Source organism: Methylobacter sp. BBA5.1 (assembly GCF_000746145.1).
In the GTDB taxonomy this organism is placed as follows: Bacteria; Pseudomonadota; Gammaproteobacteria; order Methylococcales; family Methylomonadaceae; genus Methylobacter; species Methylobacter marinus.
This window is the reverse complement of the sequence record NZ_JQKS01000016.1, coordinates 15,083-36,986: the sequence shown is the minus strand read 5'-3', so window position 1 is coordinate 36,986 and position 21,904 is coordinate 15,083. Positions and strand designations below refer to the sequence as shown.

At 51.2% G+C, this 21,904-nt stretch carries 21 protein-coding genes and 1 pseudogene; 13 read left to right on the top strand and 9 right to left on the bottom strand.

What is annotated here, in order from left to right; all coding sequences use genetic code 11:
• Positions 1-87: 87 nt before the first annotated feature.
• On the bottom strand, positions 88-921 hold the full coding sequence (locus EK22_RS10945; RefSeq protein WP_020159795.1) for an HAD-IIA family hydrolase: 834 nt from the start codon (positions 919-921) through the stop codon (positions 88-90).
• Between the two features lie 528 nt (positions 922-1,449).
• On the opposite strand from EK22_RS10945, the gene hxlA reads away from it, so the two are divergent.
• The 5 genes from hxlA to EK22_RS10920 all read left to right on the top strand — a co-directional run bounded on the left by hxlA (position 1,450) and on the right by EK22_RS10920 (position 7,167).
• Positions 1,450-2,097: a 3-hexulose-6-phosphate synthase gene (hxlA, locus tag EK22_RS10940; protein WP_020159796.1), complete on the top strand. Its 648-nt coding sequence runs from the start codon at positions 1,450-1,452 to the stop codon at positions 2,095-2,097.
• Positions 2,098-2,099: 2 nt separating this feature from the next.
• Positions 2,100-2,633, top strand: a complete 534-nt coding sequence (gene hxlB / locus EK22_RS10935) for a 6-phospho-3-hexuloisomerase (protein WP_020159797.1) — start codon at positions 2,100-2,102, stop codon at positions 2,631-2,633.
• A 239-nt stretch (positions 2,634-2,872) separates the two neighbouring features.
• Positions 2,873-4,867 carry a transketolase gene (gene tkt / locus EK22_RS10930; protein WP_027147351.1) on the top strand — a complete coding sequence of 665 codons (1,995 nt, stop codon included), beginning with the start codon at positions 2,873-2,875 and terminating at the stop codon, positions 4,865-4,867.
• A 107-nt stretch (positions 4,868-4,974) separates the two neighbouring features.
• Positions 4,975-5,676, top strand: a complete 702-nt coding sequence (locus EK22_RS10925) for a hypothetical protein (protein ID WP_027147352.1) — start codon at positions 4,975-4,977, stop codon at positions 5,674-5,676.
• Between the two features lie 504 nt (positions 5,677-6,180).
• Positions 6,181-7,167: a transaldolase gene (locus EK22_RS10920; protein WP_020159800.1), complete on the top strand. Its 987-nt coding sequence runs from the start codon at positions 6,181-6,183 to the stop codon at positions 7,165-7,167.
• Between the two features lie 368 nt (positions 7,168-7,535).
• Here EK22_RS10920 and EK22_RS23650 read toward each other — a convergent pair whose 3' ends face one another.
• The 8 genes from EK22_RS23650 to rsxA are packed head-to-tail and all read right to left on the bottom strand — an operon-like array spanning position 7,536 to position 13,203.
• A complete protein-coding gene (locus EK22_RS23650; RefSeq protein WP_081917851.1) occupies positions 7,536-7,760 on the bottom strand; it encodes a (2Fe-2S)-binding protein in 225 nt (74 codons plus the stop codon).
• Between the two features lie 30 nt (positions 7,761-7,790).
• The gene (locus EK22_RS10915; protein WP_020159801.1) at positions 7,791-8,069 is read right to left on the bottom strand and encodes an RnfH family protein; all 279 of its coding nucleotides are present in this window, start codon (positions 8,067-8,069) and stop codon (positions 7,791-7,793) included.
• Positions 8,066-8,767, bottom strand: coding sequence for an electron transport complex subunit E (locus EK22_RS10910; RefSeq protein ID WP_020159802.1), 702 nt, complete (start codon positions 8,765-8,767; stop codon positions 8,066-8,068). The genes EK22_RS10915 and EK22_RS10910 overlap by 4 nt, the downstream gene beginning before the upstream one ends.
• Positions 8,768-8,778: 11 nt before the next feature.
• Positions 8,779-9,477 (bottom strand): electron transport complex subunit RsxG, encoded by a 699-nt coding sequence (gene rsxG, locus EK22_RS10905; protein ID WP_020159803.1) that lies wholly within the window; start codon positions 9,475-9,477, stop codon positions 8,779-8,781.
• Complete coding sequence (locus EK22_RS10900; protein ID WP_020159804.1) at positions 9,474-10,574, bottom strand: RnfABCDGE type electron transport complex subunit D; 1,101 nt, start codon at positions 10,572-10,574, stop codon at positions 9,474-9,476. Before EK22_RS10900 ends, rsxG begins: the two co-directional genes overlap by 4 nt.
• The gene (gene rsxC / locus EK22_RS10895) at positions 10,571-12,058 is read right to left on the bottom strand and encodes an electron transport complex subunit RsxC (protein ID WP_020159805.1); all 1,488 of its coding nucleotides are present in this window, start codon (positions 12,056-12,058) and stop codon (positions 10,571-10,573) included. Before rsxC ends, EK22_RS10900 begins: the two co-directional genes overlap by 4 nt.
• Positions 12,052-12,603, bottom strand: coding sequence for an electron transport complex subunit RsxB (gene rsxB, locus EK22_RS10890; protein ID WP_027147353.1), 552 nt, complete (start codon positions 12,601-12,603; stop codon positions 12,052-12,054). The genes rsxC and rsxB overlap by 7 nt, the downstream gene beginning before the upstream one ends.
• An 18-nt stretch (positions 12,604-12,621) precedes the next feature.
• Positions 12,622-13,203 carry an electron transport complex subunit RsxA gene (gene rsxA / locus EK22_RS10885; RefSeq protein ID WP_020159807.1) on the bottom strand — a complete coding sequence of 194 codons (582 nt, stop codon included), beginning with the start codon at positions 13,201-13,203 and terminating at the stop codon, positions 12,622-12,624.
• 313 nt (positions 13,204-13,516) lie between these two features.
• On the opposite strand from rsxA, the gene nifL reads away from it, so the two are divergent.
• The 8 genes and pseudogenes from nifL (at position 13,517) to EK22_RS10845 (ending at position 21,837) form a co-directional block, all read left to right on the top strand.
• Positions 13,517-15,118: a nitrogen fixation negative regulator NifL gene (gene nifL / locus EK22_RS10880; RefSeq protein WP_020159808.1), complete on the top strand. Its 1,602-nt coding sequence runs from the start codon at positions 13,517-13,519 to the stop codon at positions 15,116-15,118.
• A 12-nt stretch (positions 15,119-15,130) separates the two neighbouring features.
• Entirely contained in the window at positions 15,131-16,672 is a 1,542-nt protein-coding gene (nifA, locus tag EK22_RS10875) for a nif-specific transcriptional activator NifA (RefSeq protein WP_020159809.1), read from the top strand.
• Between the two features lie 59 nt (positions 16,673-16,731).
• On the top strand, positions 16,732-16,992 hold the full coding sequence (locus tag EK22_RS10870) for a hypothetical protein (protein WP_036250912.1): 261 nt from the start codon (positions 16,732-16,734) through the stop codon (positions 16,990-16,992).
• A gap of 161 nt (positions 16,993-17,153) precedes the next feature.
• Positions 17,154-17,978, top strand: a complete 825-nt coding sequence (locus tag EK22_RS10865; protein ID WP_020159811.1) for a CheR family methyltransferase — start codon at positions 17,154-17,156, stop codon at positions 17,976-17,978.
• Between the two features lie 251 nt (positions 17,979-18,229).
• Positions 18,230-19,720, top strand: coding sequence for a nitrogenase cofactor biosynthesis protein NifB (gene nifB / locus EK22_RS10860; RefSeq protein WP_036250909.1), 1,491 nt, complete (start codon positions 18,230-18,232; stop codon positions 19,718-19,720).
• Between the two features lie 137 nt (positions 19,721-19,857).
• Positions 19,858-20,112 (top strand): annotated as a pseudogene (locus EK22_RS25505) (4Fe-4S dicluster domain-containing protein); the annotation flags it as partial.
• 16 nt (positions 20,113-20,128) lie between these two features.
• Positions 20,129-20,557, top strand: coding sequence for an ArsC/Spx/MgsR family protein (locus tag EK22_RS10850; RefSeq protein WP_036250905.1), 429 nt, complete (start codon positions 20,129-20,131; stop codon positions 20,555-20,557).
• Positions 20,554-21,837, top strand: a complete 1,284-nt coding sequence (locus tag EK22_RS10845) for an FprA family A-type flavoprotein (RefSeq protein ID WP_036250902.1) — start codon at positions 20,554-20,556, stop codon at positions 21,835-21,837. The genes EK22_RS10850 and EK22_RS10845 overlap by 4 nt, the downstream gene beginning before the upstream one ends.
• Positions 21,838-21,904: the final 67 nt, after the last annotated feature.

The window sequence follows — 21,904 nt, the reverse complement described above, 5'->3', positions numbered from 1 at the left end:
TATTTTATAGTTATGTTTTCATGGTAGCGTGTGTCGGAAATGCGATCAATCGACTTGTGAAAGTCACATTCCCGGCTATATCGACAATCAGGAACAATCCCGCAATGCCTCGGTCACGGCCCGGATATCGGGCATCACCCAGGTTGGCTGGTAATTCGATTTTTTTACATCTTCTTCGGTGGATATGCCTGATAAAACCAGAAGGCTACGTATCCCGGTACGAACGGCGCCCAGAATATCCGTCTCCAGCCGGTCGCCAATCGCTACCGTTTCCGAAGGTTTTACACCCAGCAAGGCGAGGGCTTGCTGATATATGATCGGTTCCGGTTTGCCGATTATGGTTGGCGATATGCCGGTGGCGACTTGCAGGGCGGCCAGGATGGCGCCGTTGCCATGGGTGACGCCGTGCTCTGTCGGCAATGTCGTGTCACCATTGGTGCCTATAAAGTCCGCTCCCGCCCGAATATTCAATGTTGCTGTCGCCAGCTTGTCCCAGGTCAGCGTCTGATCCTTGCCGCAGACGACAATATGAGCGCCCAGGTTTTCTTGCGTGTCGGTATTTACCTCATACAATCCTGTAAGCATGAAGCCCTGGTCTAAAAGAGGTTGTCTTAAGCCATCCTCGCCGACAATAAATATTCGGGTGTTCTCGGGGGGATTACGTTCAGCGAGATACAATGCAGTTGCCGTGGCTGAAGTCAGAATATTGCTACGGTCCACTGTTGTTATCCCCATGCGTGCGAGTTTCGCGACATATTGCTCCGGAGTCAGGCTGGCGTTATTGGTGGCCAGAATGAATCGGATTTGATTGTCATGCAAGGCTTGAAAAAAGTCCTGTAATCCAGGTTGGGCTTGTTCACCATGCCATAAGACGCCATCCATATCGATGATGAATGCGCGAATATTAGTAAAGGATTCCATCAAAAAGGTCTCTCGGATAATTAAATTATGTTGGATTGGGTTTTGCAATCTTGAAGAAAATAGTCTACCGTTTCGCCGTGAGACATGGCGGGTTTAATTTTATGAAGGCGAGCCCGGTTGTTCCTGTCTCCACCTGTTGACTCAAGTCATCGATTAACCTCGTAAGCTGTCTGCCTGGATATGCAATACGACTAACTTTAACCCGGATTACATTTTAATGCTGTTTTGACTCATTATTCAAAGGCTTATGCGCTGGCCTTGTCTGGTTTGCTGACATGAAAATATATTCTAAAAGGCATCGGTCCTAGCTCGTCAGGGCTTATCACAATAGCTGACATAATAAAGTCATTCCATATATATAACGCATAATGGCATGTCTGAAATTGACCGTATGAACAGGCTCGACCAGTTCTCATCCTTGCGCTGACGTCGGGATTGGGCATTGACAGCCGTCCCCTTTCTAATTTACAGTTAGCATCGCATTAAATTATGTAACCAACTATAAATAAAACATATCGGAGCACGATCATGGCAAAACCATTAATTCAAATGGCATTAGATTCACTGGATTTCAACGCAACAGTTGCGCTTGCAGAACAAGTAGCGCCTCATGTTGATATTTTTGAAATCGGAACACCATGCATTAAGCATAACGGCATCAATCTGGTTAAAGAATTAAGAAACAGATTTCCAGATAAACTGCTTTTAGTTGACCTGAAAACAATGGATGCTGGTGAGTATGAAGCAACACCTTTCTATGCGGCAGGTGCTGATATTTGTACTGTTTTAGGCGTATCAGGTCTTGCGACTTGCGCTGGCGTTATCAAAGCAGCGAACGCACACGGTGCGGAAGCACAAATCGACTTGATTAATGTTGAAGATAAAATAGCATGCGCGCGCGCTACTGCTGAAATGGGTGCTCATATTATGGGTATTCATACAGGTCTTGATGCACAGGCTGCAGGCCACACACCATTTAGCGACTTGAACGATATTGCTAGATTAGGCTTAAACGTCAGAATCTCAGTTGCTGGCGGTATTAAACAATCTACTGTTCAAGATGTTGTAAAATCTGGCGCAAATATTATTGTTGTCGGTGCAGCGATCTATGGTGCTCCTTCCCCTGCTGAAGCGGCTCGTGAAATCCGTCAATTGGTTAATGCTGTAAGGGTATAAGTATGCATCAGCAACTTATCATAGAAAAAATTTCTGGTATTCTGGCGGCTACAGATAATTCATATGATGAAAAGCTGACTGGAATGCTCGATAAAGCATCCCGCATCTTTGTTTCAGGCGCAGGTCGATCAGGTTTGATCGGCCGGTTCTTCGCCATGAGATTGATGCATAGTGGTTATGATGTGAGTGTCGTTGGTGAGATCGTCACACCGAGCATTAAAAAAGGTGACCTGCTGATCATTATCTCAGGCTCCGGAGAAACTGAACAATTGGTGGCCTTCACCAAACGCGCTAAAGATATAGGCGCTGAAATTGTTTTAATCTCGGCGAAAAGCGACTCAACTATTGGTGATATGGCAGATGCGGTATTCCAAATCGGTAACCCTGAACAATATGGTAAAGTTGTCGGTATGCCGATGGGAACAGTGTTTGAACTGTCCACATTATTCTTTTTGGAGGCCCTGATTTCGCATGTGATACATGAAAAAGGAATTCCTGAAGAAGAAATGCGGTCTAGACACGCTAACTTAGAGTAGCACCAAAAAAACGAGTGGCTTACAGTCACTCGTTTTAACCGTATCAGATGTCAGGTATCGAAATTATTTCGTGACAAAGTTGATAGGGCTGATTAATTCATCATTTATACTCAACGCAGATCAAAATTCGGATACTTTGCCTTCTTTATCATAACCGCGAAATAAACGGTAAGAGGATGCATAATGATTCGGGCTTTGGTCTGTAAACATTATAAAAATTTATCTCTAAGGAGAAGATTATGACTTCGCGCCGAGAATTAGCGAACGCCATACGCGCTTTGAGCATGGATGCCGTACAGAAAGCAAACTCTGGTCACCCAGGCGCCCCTATGGGCATGGCGGACATTGCTGAAGTTTTGTGGAATGACTTCATGCGTCATAACCCCAACAATCCAAAATGGTCAAATCGCGACCGTTTTGTTCTTTCCAACGGCCATGGTTCGATGCTGATTTATTCACTGCTGCATCTGACCGGGTATGATCTGTCTATCGAAGATCTGAAAAATTTCCGTCAACTTCATTCTAAAACAGCAGGCCATCCAGAATATGGCTATGCGCCGGGTGTTGAAACCACTACCGGTCCATTAGGCCAAGGTATTACAAATGCCGTTGGCATGGCGATTGCCGAAAAAGCATTGGCGGCTGAATTCAACAGACCCGATCATACAATCGTCGACCATCACACATATGTGTTCATGGGTGACGGCTGCTTAATGGAAGGTATCTCACATGAGGCGTGTTCCCTGGCAGGCACCTTGGGCTTGGGTAATCTGATTGCATTCTGGGACGATAATGGCATTTCCATTGACGGCCACGTTGAAGGCTGGTTTACCGACAATACGCCAATGCGTTTTGAAGCGTACGGCTGGCATGTAATTCCTGATGTTGATGGTCATGATTCTCACGCTGTTCTAAAAGCGATCGAGATGGCTAAAGCGATGACCGACAAACCTACGTTGATCTGCTGCAAGACAACCATCGGTTTCGGCTCTCCTAATAAAAAAGGCAGCCATGCCTGCCACGGTGCGCCTTTGGGCCAAGATGAAATCAATCTGACCAAAGCTGCTTTAGGTTGGGATCATGATGCGTTTGAAGTGCCTGCCGATATTTATGCCGGCTGGGACGCCAAAGCGAAAGGCGCTAAAGCGGAACAGGAATGGAATGAGAAATTTGCCGCTTATAAAGCCGCTCATCCTGAATTAGCCGCTGAATATGAGCGCCGCATGGCCGGTGACTTGCCGGAAAACTGGGCTGCGGAAGCAGACAAGTTTATCAGTGCTGTCAATGATGAAGCTAAAACTACGGCTACTCGCCTTTCTTCATTGGCTTCCATTGAAGGTTATGCAAAAGTATTGCCTGAAATTTTTGGTGGTTCAGCCGATTTAGGTTGCTCTAACATGACCGAATGGTCCGGTTACAAACCGATGCGTGCGGATAAGCCGCATGCTAACTATGTTAACTACGGTGTACGTGAGTTCGGTATGTCGGCCATAATGAATGGCTTGGCACTGCATGGCGGGGTTATTCCATTCGGTGCGACTTTCCTGATGTTCTCCGAATATGCGCGAAATGCGTTGCGTATGGCTTCATTAATGAAGATCCGTTCGATCTTTGTTTACACCCATGACTCCATCGGTTTGGGTGAAGACGGTCCAACGCATCAGCCGATTGAGCAAACCGCAACGTTGCGTCTGATTCCAAATATGAATGTATGGCGTCCATGCGATGCGGTAGAAACCGCCGTATCATGGAGATCTGCTATTGAACGTAAAGACGGACCATCCGTTCTGGTATTTTCACGTCAAAACCTGCCACATGTACCTCGGAGTCAAGACCAAATTACCGCAATTTCTCGCGGCGGCTATATTCTGAAAGACAGCGATGGACAACCCGAAGCTATCATCATCGCTACTGGTTCTGAAGTTGAACTGGCATTGAAAGCTGCGGAAGAGTTGGCAGCTAATGGTCGGAAAATTCGTGTTGTCTCTATGCCTTCTACTAATATTTTCGACGCTCAAGATGCCGCTTACCGTGAGTCGGTATTGCCATCTGCCGTGACCAAGCGTGTGGCCGTGGAAGCGGGCGTGACCGATGTTTGGTGGAAATACGTAGGATCCAACGGCAAGGTCGTGGGTCTTGATCGTTTCGGTGAATCAGCGCCAGCAGGCGTACTCTTTAAAGAGTTCGGTTTCACCGTTGAAAACGTAGTCAAACACGTAGAAGCAGTACTTTAATCTATAAATAATATATATTATTTGGCGAGGAAACTCCTTGAACTGGATGGTATCAGCATCCAGTCCTGGAGTTTCTAACCGCTTATTACGACTCATAGGGGAACAACGTGAAAATGAATAATTTGACGACAGGTGTATTAGCAGCATTGCTGCTAGCCAGTCCCATAGCGGGAGCAGAAACGGAGTATCCAGCAGCTGATTTCCAGCCGAAGGTTCTTTACAAGGATGCAGAGTACAAACATGCTGAGTCTGCTTCGGCCGAAAAATCCAAGTCAGCTACCGCGGAAACAGCTCAACCTGATGAAAGATATCCCGCGGCAACTTTTAAACCGGAAGTTGTTTATCAGGATACTGAATACAAACATACTCAATCCGCTCCTGTTGCTCCAACATCAAAATCAAAACCAGCTGCTCCAAAATCGGTTTCTACCGAAGAATCAAAATCAACTGGTGCGGTAGCTACTACAGAAAAGAAAGAAGAGAAATCAATGACAAATTACTTACTTGGTTTAGGTGCTTTTGCTGTGGCGGGACTATTTTTCTTCGGCAGAAAACCTAAAGCGCCTGCTGAAAAAACGTATCCTGTCTATACCAGAGATACAACAAGCGGACTTACTGGAGTTGAAAAATATTTGAAGGAACAGGAAGCGGCTTCGGCAACCGGCGTTACCAAATACCTGGAAAGACAGACTGAATCAGAAGAAGTTGCAGAGGCTGCCGCTCCAGCAACCGGAGTGGCTAAGTATCTGGATAAAAAGGAAGAAGAATCAGCCACCGGAGTAGAGAAGTATCTGCGCAACCTGGGTTAACACATACCTGAAAATCCGGGGCATATTCCATCCGCTGCCCCGAATCCAAGAGAAATAGGCCCCCTACTTATGCTGAACCTTTATATTAAAGGTGTACATTAGAAACGCAACTGCGCAAAGGGCTCCGGGTGAATGACTGCCCCCGTATATGCGAGGGCAGTAGCCTTTTTCTTGACGTGAAGCGGGAAATAAAATACAAAGCAATCGAATGACTTAGAGCGGTCATTAACCGATCTGATTTCGAATTAGTAGCTTTAAAAATAAAAAACAGATTTGAAAATTTTTTCCCACAATTCGGTCTGAAGTCGGGTGGATTCTAGAGGTCCGATAAAAATTGCGACTCTTCTATGCGTCTCCTCCTCGGATTAAGGTAATATATACGCCCGGATTTACTTCAATGATGAGTTCTCCGCTCACGGTCTAATTGCTGCTATCTTACTTAATATTTGAATATAGTAAGTGCGCCTGCGGATTTTTTTAATTTGAAAACGAAAGGTACCATTTATGGCAAAGAATTTACTTGAACAATTGAGGGAAATGACCGTGGTTGTAGCCGATACCGGCGATATCCAGGCTATTGAAACTTTCAAACCACGCGATGCCACGACTAACCCCTCACTGATCACGGCGGCCGCGCAAATGCCGCAATATCAAGGTATTGTCGATGATACATTGAAAGGCGCCAGGGCAACATTAGGTAAGAGCGCGTCGGCAGCAGAGGTGGCAAACCTTGCTTTCGAACGTCTGGCGGTTTCTTTTGGGCATAAAATACTCGAAGTTATTCCAGGTCGTGTTTCTACAGAAGTTGATGCGCGTCTTTCTTATGATACCGAGGCCAGCATTGCTGTCGGCCGTGAATTGATTAAGATGTATGAAGAGCAAGGCGTTTCCCGCGAGCGAGTGCTGATTAAAATTGCTTCCACCTGGGAAGGGATTCAGGCTGCGGCGGTTCTGGAAAAAGAAGGTATTCACTGTAACCTGACTTTACTGTTTGGCATGCATCAGGCGATTGCTTGCGCCGAGAATGGCATTACGCTGATTTCTCCGTTTGTGGGCCGTATTCTTGATTGGTACAAGAAGGACACCGGCCGCGATTCTTATGCGCCTGCTGAAGATCCAGGCGTATTATCAGTTACCGATGTATATAACTACTATAAAAAATTCGGTTATAAAACCGAAGTTATGGGCGCAAGTTTCCGCAACATTGGAGAAATCACAGAATTGGCGGGCTGCGACCTGCTGACGATTGCTCCGGCTTTATTAGGCGAATTGCAGGCTACCGAAGGTGAATTAGTGCGCAAGCTGGATCCACAAAAAGCAGCTAATGCCCCTATTGAAAAAATCACTATGGATAAAGCCACTTTCGATCGCATGCATGCTGAAAACCGTATGGCTTCCGAAAAATTGTCTGAGGGTATCGAAGGCTTTACCAAAGCATTGGAAACACTTGAGAAACTGCTTGAAGACAGACTGGCGGTGCTTGAAGGCTAGAAAACATCCGGGCTATTTCTCTGGGGGAATTTTTTTTAAAATGACCAACAGTCGGATGACGACAGTTTGATTGTCCGGAAAATTTTTCATCGTTCCCATGCCAATGCATGGGAACGATGGATGATATCGATCCGACAAGTCCATAATCCAAAATTAAAAGTAATAAATGTCTTGACAATTAGGCTCAGGCACATTTTTACTGCTGATAAAGATCAATAATAAGCTTGGTTCCGTCCTCGGGCCAGCGTTGCAATGATTCTTAAGGCTGTGAGTAGTTCTGCACGCTGAACCATCAATCAATTTAAGCCTGGCTTCCGGTGGACTCATATTTCCTGCTTATTTTCCACTGCCTTAAATATGCTGCCAGCTTAAGTGCCGAATTCACTTAATTCCCTGGCACTTCTGTTATAAGAAGAGGGTGAGAATAAAGGTTGTATGCTTTGCTCAAGCATGGCTTTAACTTCTTTATTACATTTCCCGCAGTCTTTACCGACACCGAAACATTTGACCAACTGCCTGCGACTGCACATACCCATAGCGATAGCGGCCTGAATTTGCGAGTCGGTTACAGCTTTACAAACGCAAATATACATAGTCGGTCGTTTATGGTGATATCAGCATCGTCACGATTGTGCCGAAGGTTCGATTCTGCGGCGCTTAACCTGCTTAGGGTCCGCAGTGATCTGACGATAGATTTCCACGCGGTCGCCTTCTTGCACGGTGACATCCAGTTTGGCTATCTTGCCGAAAATGCCGACTTTTTGCATGGACAGGTCGATTTCAGGATACTGGGTTAATATGCCGGAAAGGCGGATAATTTCTTCTATGGTACTGTTCTCAGGGACTTCCAGACGCATCCATAACTGTTTATCAGCCTGTGCGTAACAAACACCTACATTCATGCTATTTCCTCCGGTATCGCTTGCTCGGGTAGTAAATCTACCTGAGGCTTGTTGGCGGCGCGCTTCCGGTCCAGCAATCGTTTACCGGCAATAATAAACGCCAGCATGATGAATCCGCCCGGTGGCAGCGCCATCAACAGAAAGCCTTTATAGTCAGGAATCAGGGTCAATTCGATGAACTTGAATCCATCGCCAAGCAGCAGTGAGGCATTGGCGAATAATGTTCCGGTCGAGGCGATTTCCCTGGCTGCTCCTAATACGACCAGGGCCATGGTGAAACCTAATCCCATCATCAAACCATCCCATAAAGAAGGCGAAACAGGCTGTCTGGAGGCAAATGATTCGGCACGCCCCAGGATGGCACAGTTAGTGACGATAAGCGGGATAAACAGACCTAATACTTTATGTAATTCGTGCAGCCAGGCATTCATGACCATATCCACAACGGTAACTATCGCGGCAATCAACAATACGAAAATCGGAATACGGACTTCCGAAGGGATGAGTTGCCTGGAAAGCGAAACTATGCCGTTAGTGCTGATCAGTACTGCCAGAGTGGCCAGCCCCATGCCCAAGCCGTTGGTCGCCGTTACGGTCACAGCCAGCAAAGGGCACAGTGCCAGATATTGGCTAAATACGATATTATTGTCCCAAATGCCGTCCCGCATTATTTTTCGATAGCTATCAGAGATAAACATATTACCGCCTTCTATTTTGAGTCGATTAATTCGTTACGGTGCCGGTTAAAAAACTGCAGGCCGCGATGGACTGCTTTTACGACCGCGCGCGGCGTAATGGTAGCGCCGCTAAACTGATCGAAAACGCCGCCGTCTTTTTTGACTGCCCACTGGACATCGGTCAAGTTAAGCAGGGAGCGGCCATCAAAATCCATTATCCAGTTTGACTTGGCTGTCTCAATCTTATCGCCCAAGCCGGGTGTTTCGGCATGACTGATAATGCGTACGCCTAAAATTTCCCCCTCGCGGCTTACGCCCATGACCATGTTAATTGCTCCCGAATAACCATCAGGCGCGGCAAGTTTGAAACAGACTGCGCTGACTTGTCCGGCTTTCCTGGCGATATAGACGATGGTTTCATTAGCGCCCAAGTTGTCCTCCCTGGATGGGATAGTCAACGTATCCTTTAACAGATCATTATCATGCAATGCCGCGGGCATTACTTCTTCCAGCGATTTTTTTAAATCTTCGTCCAGTCGTTGTTGAATGGCATCCTGAGTGCCTAAATTGGTGATGCCGAGCAAAAAGCTGGCAATCAGGGCAAATCCCGCCAAAATGCCTGTTTGAAAAGTCAGCCTGGATCTCAAGCGTTCCAGATTTGACAGTTCCAGCCAGTGTTTCGGGTTTTCCTTTTCCATCGCCCCTTTGGATTCGGCAGAGTCGAGCTTCATGACTTACGCTCCTGTTCAACAGTTTTAGGCTCCAAGGGTTTTCCGTTACGATAGCGGCCGTATATTCTCGGCTTAATGTAATGGTCTATCAGCGGTGTCGCCGCGTTCATCAGCAGCACGGCAAAACCGGCGCCTTCAGGGTACGCGCCCCAGGTGCGGATAACAAAAATCAGCAGCCCGCAGCCCATGCCGAAAACGAGCTGGCCGGCCGGCGTGTTAGGTGACGTGACATAATCGGTAGCGATAAAAAACGCGACGCACATCAGAGCCCCCGAGTTCAAGTGCACTAAAGGAGTAAGGTAATGATGGCTATCCATCAGATGAAAGAAACCCGACAATACCGTGACGGTTAATAATAACGAGACGGGGATGTGCCATTTGATTACGCCTTGCCGGATCAGCCAGAGTCCACCCAGGCCAAGCAACAGTGCCGAGGTTTCGCCCAGGCTGCCGCGAGTCCAGCCTAAAAAATCAAAAAATAAGGAATAATCCGCCAATATATCGGGCAATAAATGCTTTTGTGAAAATTCGGTTTTAACGAATCCCAGCGTGGTTGCGCCGGTGATGGCATCGATAGGCGCCATAGTATCCAGGCCGGAAAAAGTAATTGACCAGCTTTCGCTGAAATTGGGAGCGTGCGATGAATTGATCGGCGCCACGTTTGCCCAGGTCGTCATTTCAATCGGAAAAGAAATCAACAACGCGACCCTGGCCAGCATGGCCGGATTGAACAGGTTTTGTCCCAGGCCGCCATAAACCTGCTTACCTAGAATAATCGCAACTCCGGAACCGGCAACACCTATCCACCAAGGTGCCCAGGGCGGCAGCGTCATGGCCACCAGCCAGCCGGTCAACAGTGCGGAACCATCCAGAATGGCGGATATGGCGACCTTGCCCGCCAGGCGCAGACAGAACGCCTCAAACAGTATGGCGGACAGGATGGTAATAATAAACAGGTTCACGGCGGGCCAGCCAAAATAGAAAAGTCCCAATGCAGTCGCCGGCGTTATGGCCAATATCACCTGCCACATAATGCGCTGGACCGTGACGTTGGTCCCGGTATGAGCACCGCTGCTAAGCTTTTTAGTTGCAATCATGCTAATGTCCCTTGTTCATTTTTTAAGCGTTCTCTTTCCGCCTTGGCCGCCAAGCGCGCTTCTTCCTCTTCCTCCTGCTGCTTTTTGATGCGGGCTATGCGGGCATTACGGTCATCGATCAACCGCTTGGTCTGTTCTGATTTGTGTTGGGCTTGCTGTCTGGCGACCAGTTCGCCAGTGGCATACTTGAAATAATGCACCAAAGGAATGTTGGACGGGCAGACATAAGAACAGGAGCCGCAACTGATACAGTCTTTAAGGCCAATGTCGACGGCGGCATCCAATTGATTGTTACGGATACGGTTAGCCATGTCTAACGGCAGTAGTCCGGCGGGACAGGCGCTGACGCATTGGGCACAACGGATGCAAGGCTGCTGGGCCGTGGATCTGATCTCCTTCCGGGTCAACGCCAGAATACCGCTGGATGCTTTGACGATCGGCAAATTGCTATGCGGCAGGGCATCGCCCATCATGGGGCCGCCCATGACGATCCGCTGTGTGGCATCCTGGTCGACGCCGCAGAAAGCAAACAATTCGCTAATCAATGTACCGATAGGCACCTCGATATTCATAGGCAATGCCACGGCACCGCCGGCAACCGTGACAACACGGTTGATCAACGGCTGATTGAGGCGGATTGCTTTATGCACCGAATAAGCCGTGCCGACATTATGCATGATCACGCCCACATCGGCGGACCGCCCGCCGGCCGGCACTTCATTGCCGGTGAGATAGCGAATCAGTTGCCTGTCCCAACCCATGGGATAGCGGGTCGGCACCTGTTCCACTTTAATAAACGGATAGGGAAGGCTGGCATCCTGCATGGCTTGATAGGCCGCGGGCTTGTTGTCCTCGATGCCGACAATCGCCTGTCCGGTCTCCATGCCGTGCAGCATCAGCCGTATGCCATCGATAATCTCTACGGCCCGCTCCTGCATCAGACGGTCATCGCAGGTTAAATAAGGTTCGCATTCGCCGCCGTTAATCAGCAGCGTGTGTATCTTGTTTTTGCGTCCCAGATTCAATTTGACCGCCGAAGGAAAGGCTGCTCCGCCCAGGCCCACGATGCCGGCGGCGCCGACGAGCAGGCTGATTTCCTCGGGATCGAGTTGAAATGGATCACCGGCCAGAGGCTGTTCGAGCCATTTGTCCTCGCCGTCCGTTTCCAGTACGACGGTGCGTATCGGCAATGCGGAAGGATGCGGGGCCGGGTAATCATTGATATCGACAATCATGCCCGAACTTGAGGCATGCACCGGTGCGGAAATCATGCCCTGACTGTGAGCCAGTAGTTGACCTTTCAACACCCGGTCGCCAACCCTGACTACCGGTTCCGCCGCTTTGCCGACATGCTGTTGCAGTGGAATATACAGTTTCTTGGGCAGCGGAAAATCAACCGCGATAGGCTGGCCGGACGTGGAGGCTTTATGTTCTTCGGCATGAACGCCACCGCGGATGCGACGCTTTTTGAATAGTTTCAGCATGTGGCGACCTCTTCGGAAACGGACGGTTTAGGCCAGCGCCAGTTGCGCAAGGTGACCTCGACCGGATGCATTTGCAGGCATTCGGTCGGACAGACGGCCACGCATTTCTTGCAGCCGATACAGGCATCGGCCACCACGGCATGTATCTGTTTCGGCGCGCCGACGATCGCATCGGTCGGACACACCTTGAAGCAGCGCGTACAACCGGTGCAGGTGTCTTCACTGACCCGGGCGACCAGCAGTTCAGGGTCTTTTACATCGCTCAGGTCGATTTCCACGCCCAGCAATTTTGCCAGTTGTTCGGCCAATGAACTGCCTCCGGGCGGGCACAAGGTAGGGGACGCTTCGCCGGCGGCCAAAGCCTCCGCGGCCGGTCTGCAGCCAGGATAACCGCATTGCCCGCATTGTGAACCGGGCATCAATGCTTCCAGTTCATCGACGATCGGATTGCTTTCAACTTTCAGATACTTGGCGGCGATACCCAGCATTAAACCCAAAATAAGTCCTAACGTAGTCAAACTTACAACGGCAGTTAAGATAAACATGATTTCCCCTTAAATAGACTATTTAGTGTACAGTCCAGCGAAACCCATGAACGCCAGTGATAAAATCCCAGCCGTAATGAAAGCGATCGGCGAGCCGGCAAACAAGACCGGCACGCTCATCAAGGCCAATCGCTCGCGCAGGCCCGCGAACAATACCATGACCAGCGTAAAACCGACGGCGGACCCGAAACCGAAAGTCATGCTTTGCATGAACCCGTATTGCGCCTGCACATTCAGCAAAGCCACGCCCAGGACCGCGCAATTCGTGGTGATCAACGGCAGGAAAATCCCCAGGATCTGATACAGAACCGGGCTGGTTTTATGGACCACCATCTCAGTGAACTGAACGACGGCGGCGATCACCAGAATGAAGGCCAAGATGCGCAGAAACTGAATATTGAACGGTGCCAGAATGAAATGCTCGATCAGCCAGCTGGCGATGGCCGCCAATGTCAAGACAAAGGTGGTCGCCAGTCCCATGCCCAGGGCCGTATCCAGCTTGTTGGACACGCCCATGAACGGACAAAGCCCCAGGAATTTGACCAGCACCACGTTATTGACCAGCGCTGTACCTAATAAAAGTAACAAATATTCGCTCACTGTTTTTTCCAGGCTGTTTTTTTACTCACCTACAGCATCAAACATGCCAAATTGATAAAAATGCCGATTCAATAAGACCTATGGCCAAAACAAGTGCGTCAATGCACTAATATGGTGCAAAAATACTGTCGCAATTAAGACATAGCGACATAGACAGGAATCCCTGTGTCGTAAACCTTACATAATTTAGGGTTGAAAATAAGGCTGCAAGGGAGATTTCGCATCCCGGATTCTGCCTATTTTTATTTCCTTACAAAATTTGGCTTTATTTTTGCTTGAGTATCGGCAGAATTCTTAATTTACGATATGACGTATGAAAAAGACCTCGTTGCAATACCTGTGGACTCATAGCAATAAAGGCAAGTGCATCAATGCAGAACTTGAAGCCATTATGCTGGGAAATGACATTGATAACAGGGGGCCGTGCGGGCTGTTTATCGAAACGGTCGAGCAGGCGCCCATCGCTATTTCCATTACCGACAAAAAAGCCCGGATCCTCTATGTGAATGAAGAATTCACCCGGGTCACCGGCTACACGCCGGTGGATGTTCTGGGCGAAAATGAATCCCTGCTATCGGACAAATCCACGCCGCGGCATGTTTATTATGATTTGTGGCATACCATCAGCAGCAAGAAGATATGGCACGGCCGGCTGATCAACCGGCATAAACAGGGGCATCGTTATCTCGCCGACCTGACTATCACACCCATGCTGAACAGTGAAAAGGAAATCACGCACTATATCGGCATGCACCGGAATGTAACCAACGACTACGAGTTCGAGAAAAAAGTCACCAACCAAAAACTGCTGATTGAATCCGTGATCAATTCATCGCCGATCGCCATGGTCGTGCTCGATGAACATGACCGGGTCATTCTGGATAATCAGCTGTATAAGGCGCTGGTCAGCGATCTGGACAAAGGCGAGCCGGGGCTTTATTTCCTGGAGCTGTTGCGCAATGAGATGGGCGACATGTGGGAGCAGCTGCAACTTGCTGAACAAGGCTTCAATAACCGGGAGTTCCGGGTGGAAACCCGGGGCCATCAGGGCGTGCGCTGGTTTTCCTGCGCCGGCAACTGGTTCGTGGAAAAAGAAGTCAATGCCGATGCTTTTTTTGAAGACAATTCAAAACGCTATCTGATACTGACCCTGACCGATATAACCAAACAACGCCGGCAAATGGAGGAACTGCATATCCAGACCCTGAAAACCATGATGGTCGAGGATGAGCGGGTACGCGGTATCAGGGAGACATTGCTGGGCGCCATGCACCAGATCCAGATGCCGATGAACCAGATCCGAGCCGCGGAGCAGATCTTTCGGCATAAGGGCGATGCCCAGCATCAAGGGCTGCTGCAGATTTTGCAGCAAATACAGAAATCGGGCGAAGAAGCGGTTGCGACCATGCAAAAATGCATCCCCGAGATCTATCAAACGGCCATTATTCCGGTCAATCTTAACAAAATCCTGCATGAGATGATGCTGCTTAGCGAGCAACGTTTCATGAGCCATGACATCGAAGTGCATTGGCATCCCATGCAGGCGCTGCCGACGATCCTGGGCTCGGAAAATCGCCTGCGCATCTTGTTCAAGCAACTCATCGATAATGCGATCGAAGCCATGAGCGAATCCGGTTCCGGGGAGTCGCGGCTTAAAATCACTACCGATTCCGATGCCGACCTGGTCTACGTCTGCATAGAAGATAGCGGCCCGGGCATTCCCCCCGATAAGCGCTCCAAAGTATTCGAACCTTTTTATACCACGCGACCCATGGGCGGTAACCAAGCCGGTATGGGATTGGTCATGGTCAAGGAAATCATCAACCAGCATCAGGGATTGATCGAAATAGACCCGAATTATCATCAGGGTTGCCGCTTTATCATCAGTTTCCCCATGCGCAGAGTGTCGGAATAGCGAGTAAGTATAATGATTGAGCGTACCGAATTAATAGAAGCCGAACTGGACACCTTATACTTGATCAGTCAGGTCTTGAACAGCACTCAAGACTTGCACGCCAAACTGCAAGGCGTGCTGGAAATTCTGCATAAAAGATCCGGCATGCGTTCAGGCATGATTGCATTGCGGGAAACCGAAAATAATGCCATGGTCGTCACGGCCCTGCACAGCGACGGCCCCGTCAAACCGGCCCAACCGGTCAGATACCAGCCGGGCGAGGGACTGGTCGGCACCATACTCGATGCCGGCAGCACCATCGTGGTCGAAAAAGTAGCCGAGGAACCGCGCTTTTTGGGCAGGCTGGGGCTGTACGATCCCGAGTTGCCGTTCATAGGCTCACCCATTTATGTGGAAAAAAGCGAGCTGGTCGGGGTACTGGCGGCGCAGCCCACCAACAGCCTGTTCCTGGGTGAGCGGGCCCGTTTTATGGAAATGGTCGCCAATCTGATCGCGCAAAGCGTCAAGATGCTTCGGGCCATGGAGCGCAAGCAGCGTGATCTGCTCAGCGAGCGGGATCATCTGAAACAGGCCCTGATCAAGAACTACAGCTTTGAAAATATCGTTGGCCATTCGCCGCCGATGCTGAAAGTGTTCGACTTGATTCGCCAGGTCGCCAAATGGAATACCACTGTCCTGATCCGCGGCGAATCGGGCACCGGTAAGGAAGTCGTCGCCAATGCCATCCATTTCAACTCGGGCTGCGCCAGCGGACCGTTCCTGAAGCTCAATTGCGCGGCCCTGCCGGATACCCTGTTGGAATCCGAATTGTTCGGCCATGAAAAAGGCGCCTTCAGCGGCGCCCTGACGCAACGCAAAGGGCGCTTCGAACTGGCCGACAACGGCACCCTGTTTCTGGACGAGATCGGCGAGATATCGGCCTCGTTCCAGGCCAAGCTGCTGCGCGTGCTGCAGGAAGGCGAATTCGAACGCGTGGGCGGCACCAAGACCATCAACGTCAACGTGCGCATCATCGCCGCGACCAACCGCAATCTGGAAGAACTGGTCACCGAGGGCAAATTCCGGGAAGACTTGTATTACAGGCTGAATGTCATGCCCATCCACATGCCGGCCCTGCGCGACAGAACCGAAGACATCCCGCAACTGGCCGAGTTTTTGCTGGGCAGGATATCAGCCCAGCAGGGCGGGCGTTACCTGGAAATCAAGGACAGCGCTATCCGCATCCTGATGAAGCACAACTGGCCCGGCAATGTGCGGGAACTGGCCAACCGGCTCGAGCGGGCCGCAATCATGAGTCCCAACGGCGTGATCGACAGGGACGTCATGGTCAACACCGGGCTAGAGGATGAAATCGGTCACCAGGCCGTGCTTAAACCCCAAAAAGCCCTGCCAGTCGATGTCAACGATGAAACGCTCGATGACCGTGAGCGGGTGATCGCCGCGCTGGAGCAAAGCGGTTGGGTGCAGGCCAAGGCCGCAAGGCTGCTCAACATGACGCCGCGCCAGATCGCCTATCGCATCCAGGTGCTGGATATCACCATGAAGCAAATTTAACCGAGGTCGGCTGGGTTGATAAACCCGGCATTCGAGGACTGCCTGCAAGGAAAAAAACAATGACTATTTTATACGTGCAACACGATTATGCCGTCTTCGGCTTCGGCGAGGCCCGGCAAGAAGCCATTGCCATGGCCGCGCAATGGCTAACAGACGCCACAGGCAAACAAGGCTGCTCGATAGAGTATGCCGAAAGCCTATTGGTGACTTCACCCAAGCCTGGGCAAATGACACTCTACGAAACAGACGAAACCATCCCCGCCGAAGCCGAAAACTGGGGTGGCGAGGAATTGCTGGAATGGTATTACGATGTGGCTTGAAGTTGGATGACGAACGGGATCACTGCGACCATTTTGCGGTCTGATTTTTATTCTCAGCTCTTATGAAAACGGTATCAAAAACCTGAAGGCAACGGAGATAGCATGATGACAATGACCGCTATGCCGACGGCGCGCTTCGGTCACGGCCGCCAGACTCATCGGTGACCGAGCCGGAGGCGCGATGGCTGGACTTTCTGCAATGGGCCTTGCCGCGCCTGGGACTGCGCTGGCCGGGATTCCGGAAAGTGCGGCGCCAGGTGATCAAGCGCGTGGCGTGCCGTATCGCAACATTGCAATTGACTGATCTGGAAGGCTACCGCCGCTATCTCACGACTCACGAGCAGGAATGGCAGATACTGGACACGTTCTGTCGGATCACGATCTCGCGTTTTTACCGCGATCGCCAGATGTTCGATGTGCTCGCCCGGGAAGGCTTGCCGGAACTGGTCCGTCTATGTCGACATCGCAATGGGCTCCGGCTCTATGGCTGGAGCGCAGGCTGCGGCGCTGGCGAGGAAGCCTACACGCTGGCCTTGATCTGGGCGTTGCAAATCGCGCCGCGGGTTCCGGATATCTCGTTTTCACTGACCGCCACGGACGCCGATCCGGCCCAGATCGCGCGAGCCCGGCGCGGGTGCTACCCGGCCAGCAGTCTCAGGGAATTGCCTTCGATTTGGCGCGAGCTCGCCTTTACCGAGGATCAGGGGCAGTATTGCATCAAGCCGGAATACCGCCGACCGGTAAGCTGGAAGGTGCAGGACCTGCGTAAAGCCATGCCGACCGGACCCTTCGACCTCATTCTCTGCCGAAATCTGGCGTTTACCTACTTCTCGGCCGACCGGCAGCAGGAAATCCTGCATCATCTCGATGCCTGCCTGGCGACGGACGGGCTGCTCGTGATCGGCGTGCATGAATCGCTGCCCGAGTGGCCTCCGGGCTGGAGTGCCTGGCGGCCGGGACTGCCCATCTACCGTAGAAGCCGGTAGGGAGGGCGGCATCCTGTGCTGGGCCGCGGCACTCGACAGCGCGAGCAAGCAGGCGAAATTGCCCCGGCTATTACCAAAGATTGCGTGATTGATTCATTGTCCGATTGATTACAAAACTCGCCTATATACCTGTTGTGTTTGCGACATCGTCCGCATAAAACTAACTAAATGCATTAAAAATCAATAACATAATATATTGGCACGGCCTATGCATTTACTTTATGCAAACATAACTTACGAGGTCAAATATTATGGAATTGCCAGTACTCAATGATGCACCCAAAGCAGCAGGCGGATGTTCAGCAGGTTCCTGTGGTTCAACCGATGATCAAATGGATCAACTGCCCGATTCAATTCGGGAGAAGGTCCAGAACCATCCCTGCTATTCGGAAGACGCCCACCATTATTTCGCCAGAATGCACGTGGCTGTGGCGCCCGCCTGTAACATTCAATGTCACTATTGCAACCGTAAATACGATTGCGCCAATGAATCGCGTCCCGGCGTGGTTTCGGAACTGTTGACGCCCGATCAGGCCGTTAAAAAGACCATGGCCGTGGCCGCCACCATTCCGCAAATGACGGTATTGGGCATTGCCGGCCCCGGCGATCCGCTCGCGAATCCGGAACGTACGTTCGAAACCTTCCGCCGGCTGAGCGAGGAAGCGCCCGATATTAAATTGTGCGTATCCACTAACGGCCTGGCTCTGCCCGATGCCGTGGAAGAGTTGTCCAAACACAATATCGATCATGTCACGATTACCATCAATACGGTCGACCCTGAAATCGGTGCGAAAATCTATCCCTGGATCTTCTGGAATAACCGCCGCATTAAAGGCGTAAAAGCCGCGAAAATCCTGATCGAACAGCAACAGAAAGGCCTGGAAATGCTGATTGCCAAAGGCATTCTGGTTAAAGTCAACTCGGTCATGATCCCGGGCGTCAACGACAAGCATCTGGCTGAAGTCAGTAAAGTCGTCAAATCCAAAGGCGCGTTTTTGCACAACGTCATGCCGCTGATCGCCGAAGCCGAGCATGGCACGTTCTACGGCGTGATGGGGCAGCGCGGTCCTACGCCCGATGAATTGCAAGACCTGCAGGATGCCTGCTCCGGCGACATGAACATGATGCGCCACTGCCGTCAATGCCGCGCCGATGCCGTAGGCTTGCTCGGCGAGGATCGCGGCGATGAATTCACGCTGGACAAGATCGAGGACATGGAAATCGATTACCAGGCGGCGATGGAAAAACGCAAGGTCATCCATGAAGCCATTCAGGCCGAGATGGACAGCAAGCGCCTGGAGAAAGCGGCCAAGGTCGAGCAGTTCAAGCAAGAACCCAAGCTTGATACGCGTCCGGTATTGATGGCGGTTGCGACCAGCGGACAGGGCGTGATCAACATGCACTTCGGCCATGCCAAGGAATTTCTGATTTATGAGGCCTCGCCGGACGGCGTGCGCTTTATCAGTCATCGCAAGGCCGATCAATATTGCGGCGGCGATACTACCTGCGGCGAAACCGAATCGACCCTGATGCGCACGATCCGGTCGCTGGAAGGCTGTGAAGCGGTGCTGTGTTCGAAGGTCGGCTATGAACCTTGGGAACAGCTGGAAGCGGCCGGTATCCAGCCGAACGGCGAGCATCCCATGGAACCGATCGAGGAAGCCGTCATGGCCGTTTACAAGGAAATGGCCGCGGCGGGCAAGCTGGATGCCAAGCCTGAAGCTGCCAGAGCAAGTGCATAAAAGCTGCACAGTAACACAGGGTGGCAGTGTTCTTGCTCCCACCCTGATCATTGGAATATTTAGGCATGCATGCCTGCAAGGCATGCATGCCCCGCGATTCTTAGGAGCCTGATATGGCGGTAAAAATTATTTAATCCTGCGTTAACTGCTATGCCTGCGAGCCGGTCTGCCCCAGCCAGGCGATCTATGAAGCCAAACCGCATTTTCGGGTCAACAGCAAGAAATGCACCGAATGCGAAGGCGACTATCCGGTTTATCAATGCGCCAGCATTTGCCCGATAGAAGGGGCCATACTCAATTCGCTGGGCGAGGCGATCAATCCACCCGGATCCCTGACCGGAATTCCGCCGGAAAAAATGGCCGAAGCGATGGCCGAGTTGCAAGCCCACTAAACACAGGACAACAGCCGTGGCTACGGTCTATTTCTACGAAAAACCCGGTTGCATCAACAATACCCGGCAGAAGAAACTGCTGACGGCGGCAGGCCATCAGGTGATTGAGTGCAATTTATTGACCGAGCCCTGGCTGAAGGAACGCTTGCGTGCCTTCTTCGGCAACGAACCCGTGCATCAGTGGTTTAACTACAGCGCCCCGGCCATCAAAAACGGCCAGATTGATCCGCTTGCCATCAGTGAAGATGTGGCCTTGACGCGGATGCTGGAAGAGCCATTACTGATTCGCCGCCCCCTGCTCCAGGTCGGCGACGAAAGGATGGTCGGCTTTGATCAGCAGAAAATAGACAACTGGATCGGCTTGCGCGAGATCAACATCGACAGCGACCTGGAAAGCTGCCGGCGAAAACCGGTCGAAGGCTCAACAGCCAAGTTGCAACCATGAGCAAAGTTCCGCAGTTGATCAAGGATGGACAGGTTCAGGCGGTGGCCTTATCGGAGCGGGTGCACTGGATAGGCGCGCTCGACCCGACCCTGCGTACCTTCGACATCATCCTCAAAACGGCCAATGGCACCAGCTATAACGCCTATGCGGTGCGGGGCAGCGAAGGTGTTGCCATTATCGACACCGTTAAGGAAAATTTTGCCGGGGATTTCTTTGCCCGGCTGGAAACCGTGGCGCGCTATGACGAAATCAAAGTCATCGTCCTGAATCATCTGGAGCCCGACCATACCGGCGCCTTGCCCGAACTCATGCGGCGGGCGCCCCAGGCGCAGCTGTACATCTCGCAGAAAGCCCAATCCATGCTCAAGGCCCTGCTGAAGCAGGATAAATTTGAATTTACGCCCGTGTTGACCGGCGACCAGGTGACCTTGGGCGACCGGTCGCTTGAATTTTTCCATACGCCGTATCTGCATTGGCCCGATACGCAATGCACCTATCTGCCGGAGGAACGCATCCTGTTCTCGGGCGATGTCTTCGGCTGCCACTTTTGCGACCTGCGCCTGTTCAATGACGAAGTCGGCGATTTCCGTTTTTCCTTCGAATATTACTACGCCCATATCATGCGGCCGTTCAAGGAGCATGTAAACCGCGCCCTGGACCTGATCGAGCCTCTGCTGCCGATCAGCCAGATTGCCCCGGCGCACGGCCCGCTGCTGCGCGACCAGCCGCAACGCTATGTGCATCGCTATCGCGAACTGTCGCGGGCGGTCCAGCAAAGCGAAGTCGGCGAAGGCCCCAAAACCCTGCTGATTTTTTACATCAGCTCGTACGGCAATACCCGGCGCATGGCTGAAGCCATTTACGAAGGCGCCATGACCGTCAACAACGTGCGCGTGTCCCTGTATGACCTGGAAGGCGGCGAGATAGCCCCTTTCGTCGATTTGATCGAGGGCGCGGACGGATTGTTGTTCGGCACGCCGACCATCAACGGCGATGCCGTCAAGCCGGTTTGGGATTTATTGTCGTCCCTGGCCGTCGTCAATCTCAAAACCAAACTGGGGGGCGTGTTCGGGTCTTACGGCTGGAGCGGCGAGGCGGTGAAAATGGTTGAGGATCGCTTGCGCGGTCTCAAATTGCGCGTCCCCATTCCGGGGCTGCGCGTTAAATTAATTCCGACCGAGGAAGAAATCCGGAACTGCCGCGAATTTGGTCTGGAATTGGCCCGGGAACTGACGGGGGTGCGGCAATCCAGAGTGATTGACATGGCTGATCTGGCGTAGGGTACGCATCGCGTACCTTTTATGGTTTGGCAATGGTACGCGATGCGTACCCTACAATTTTTTAACC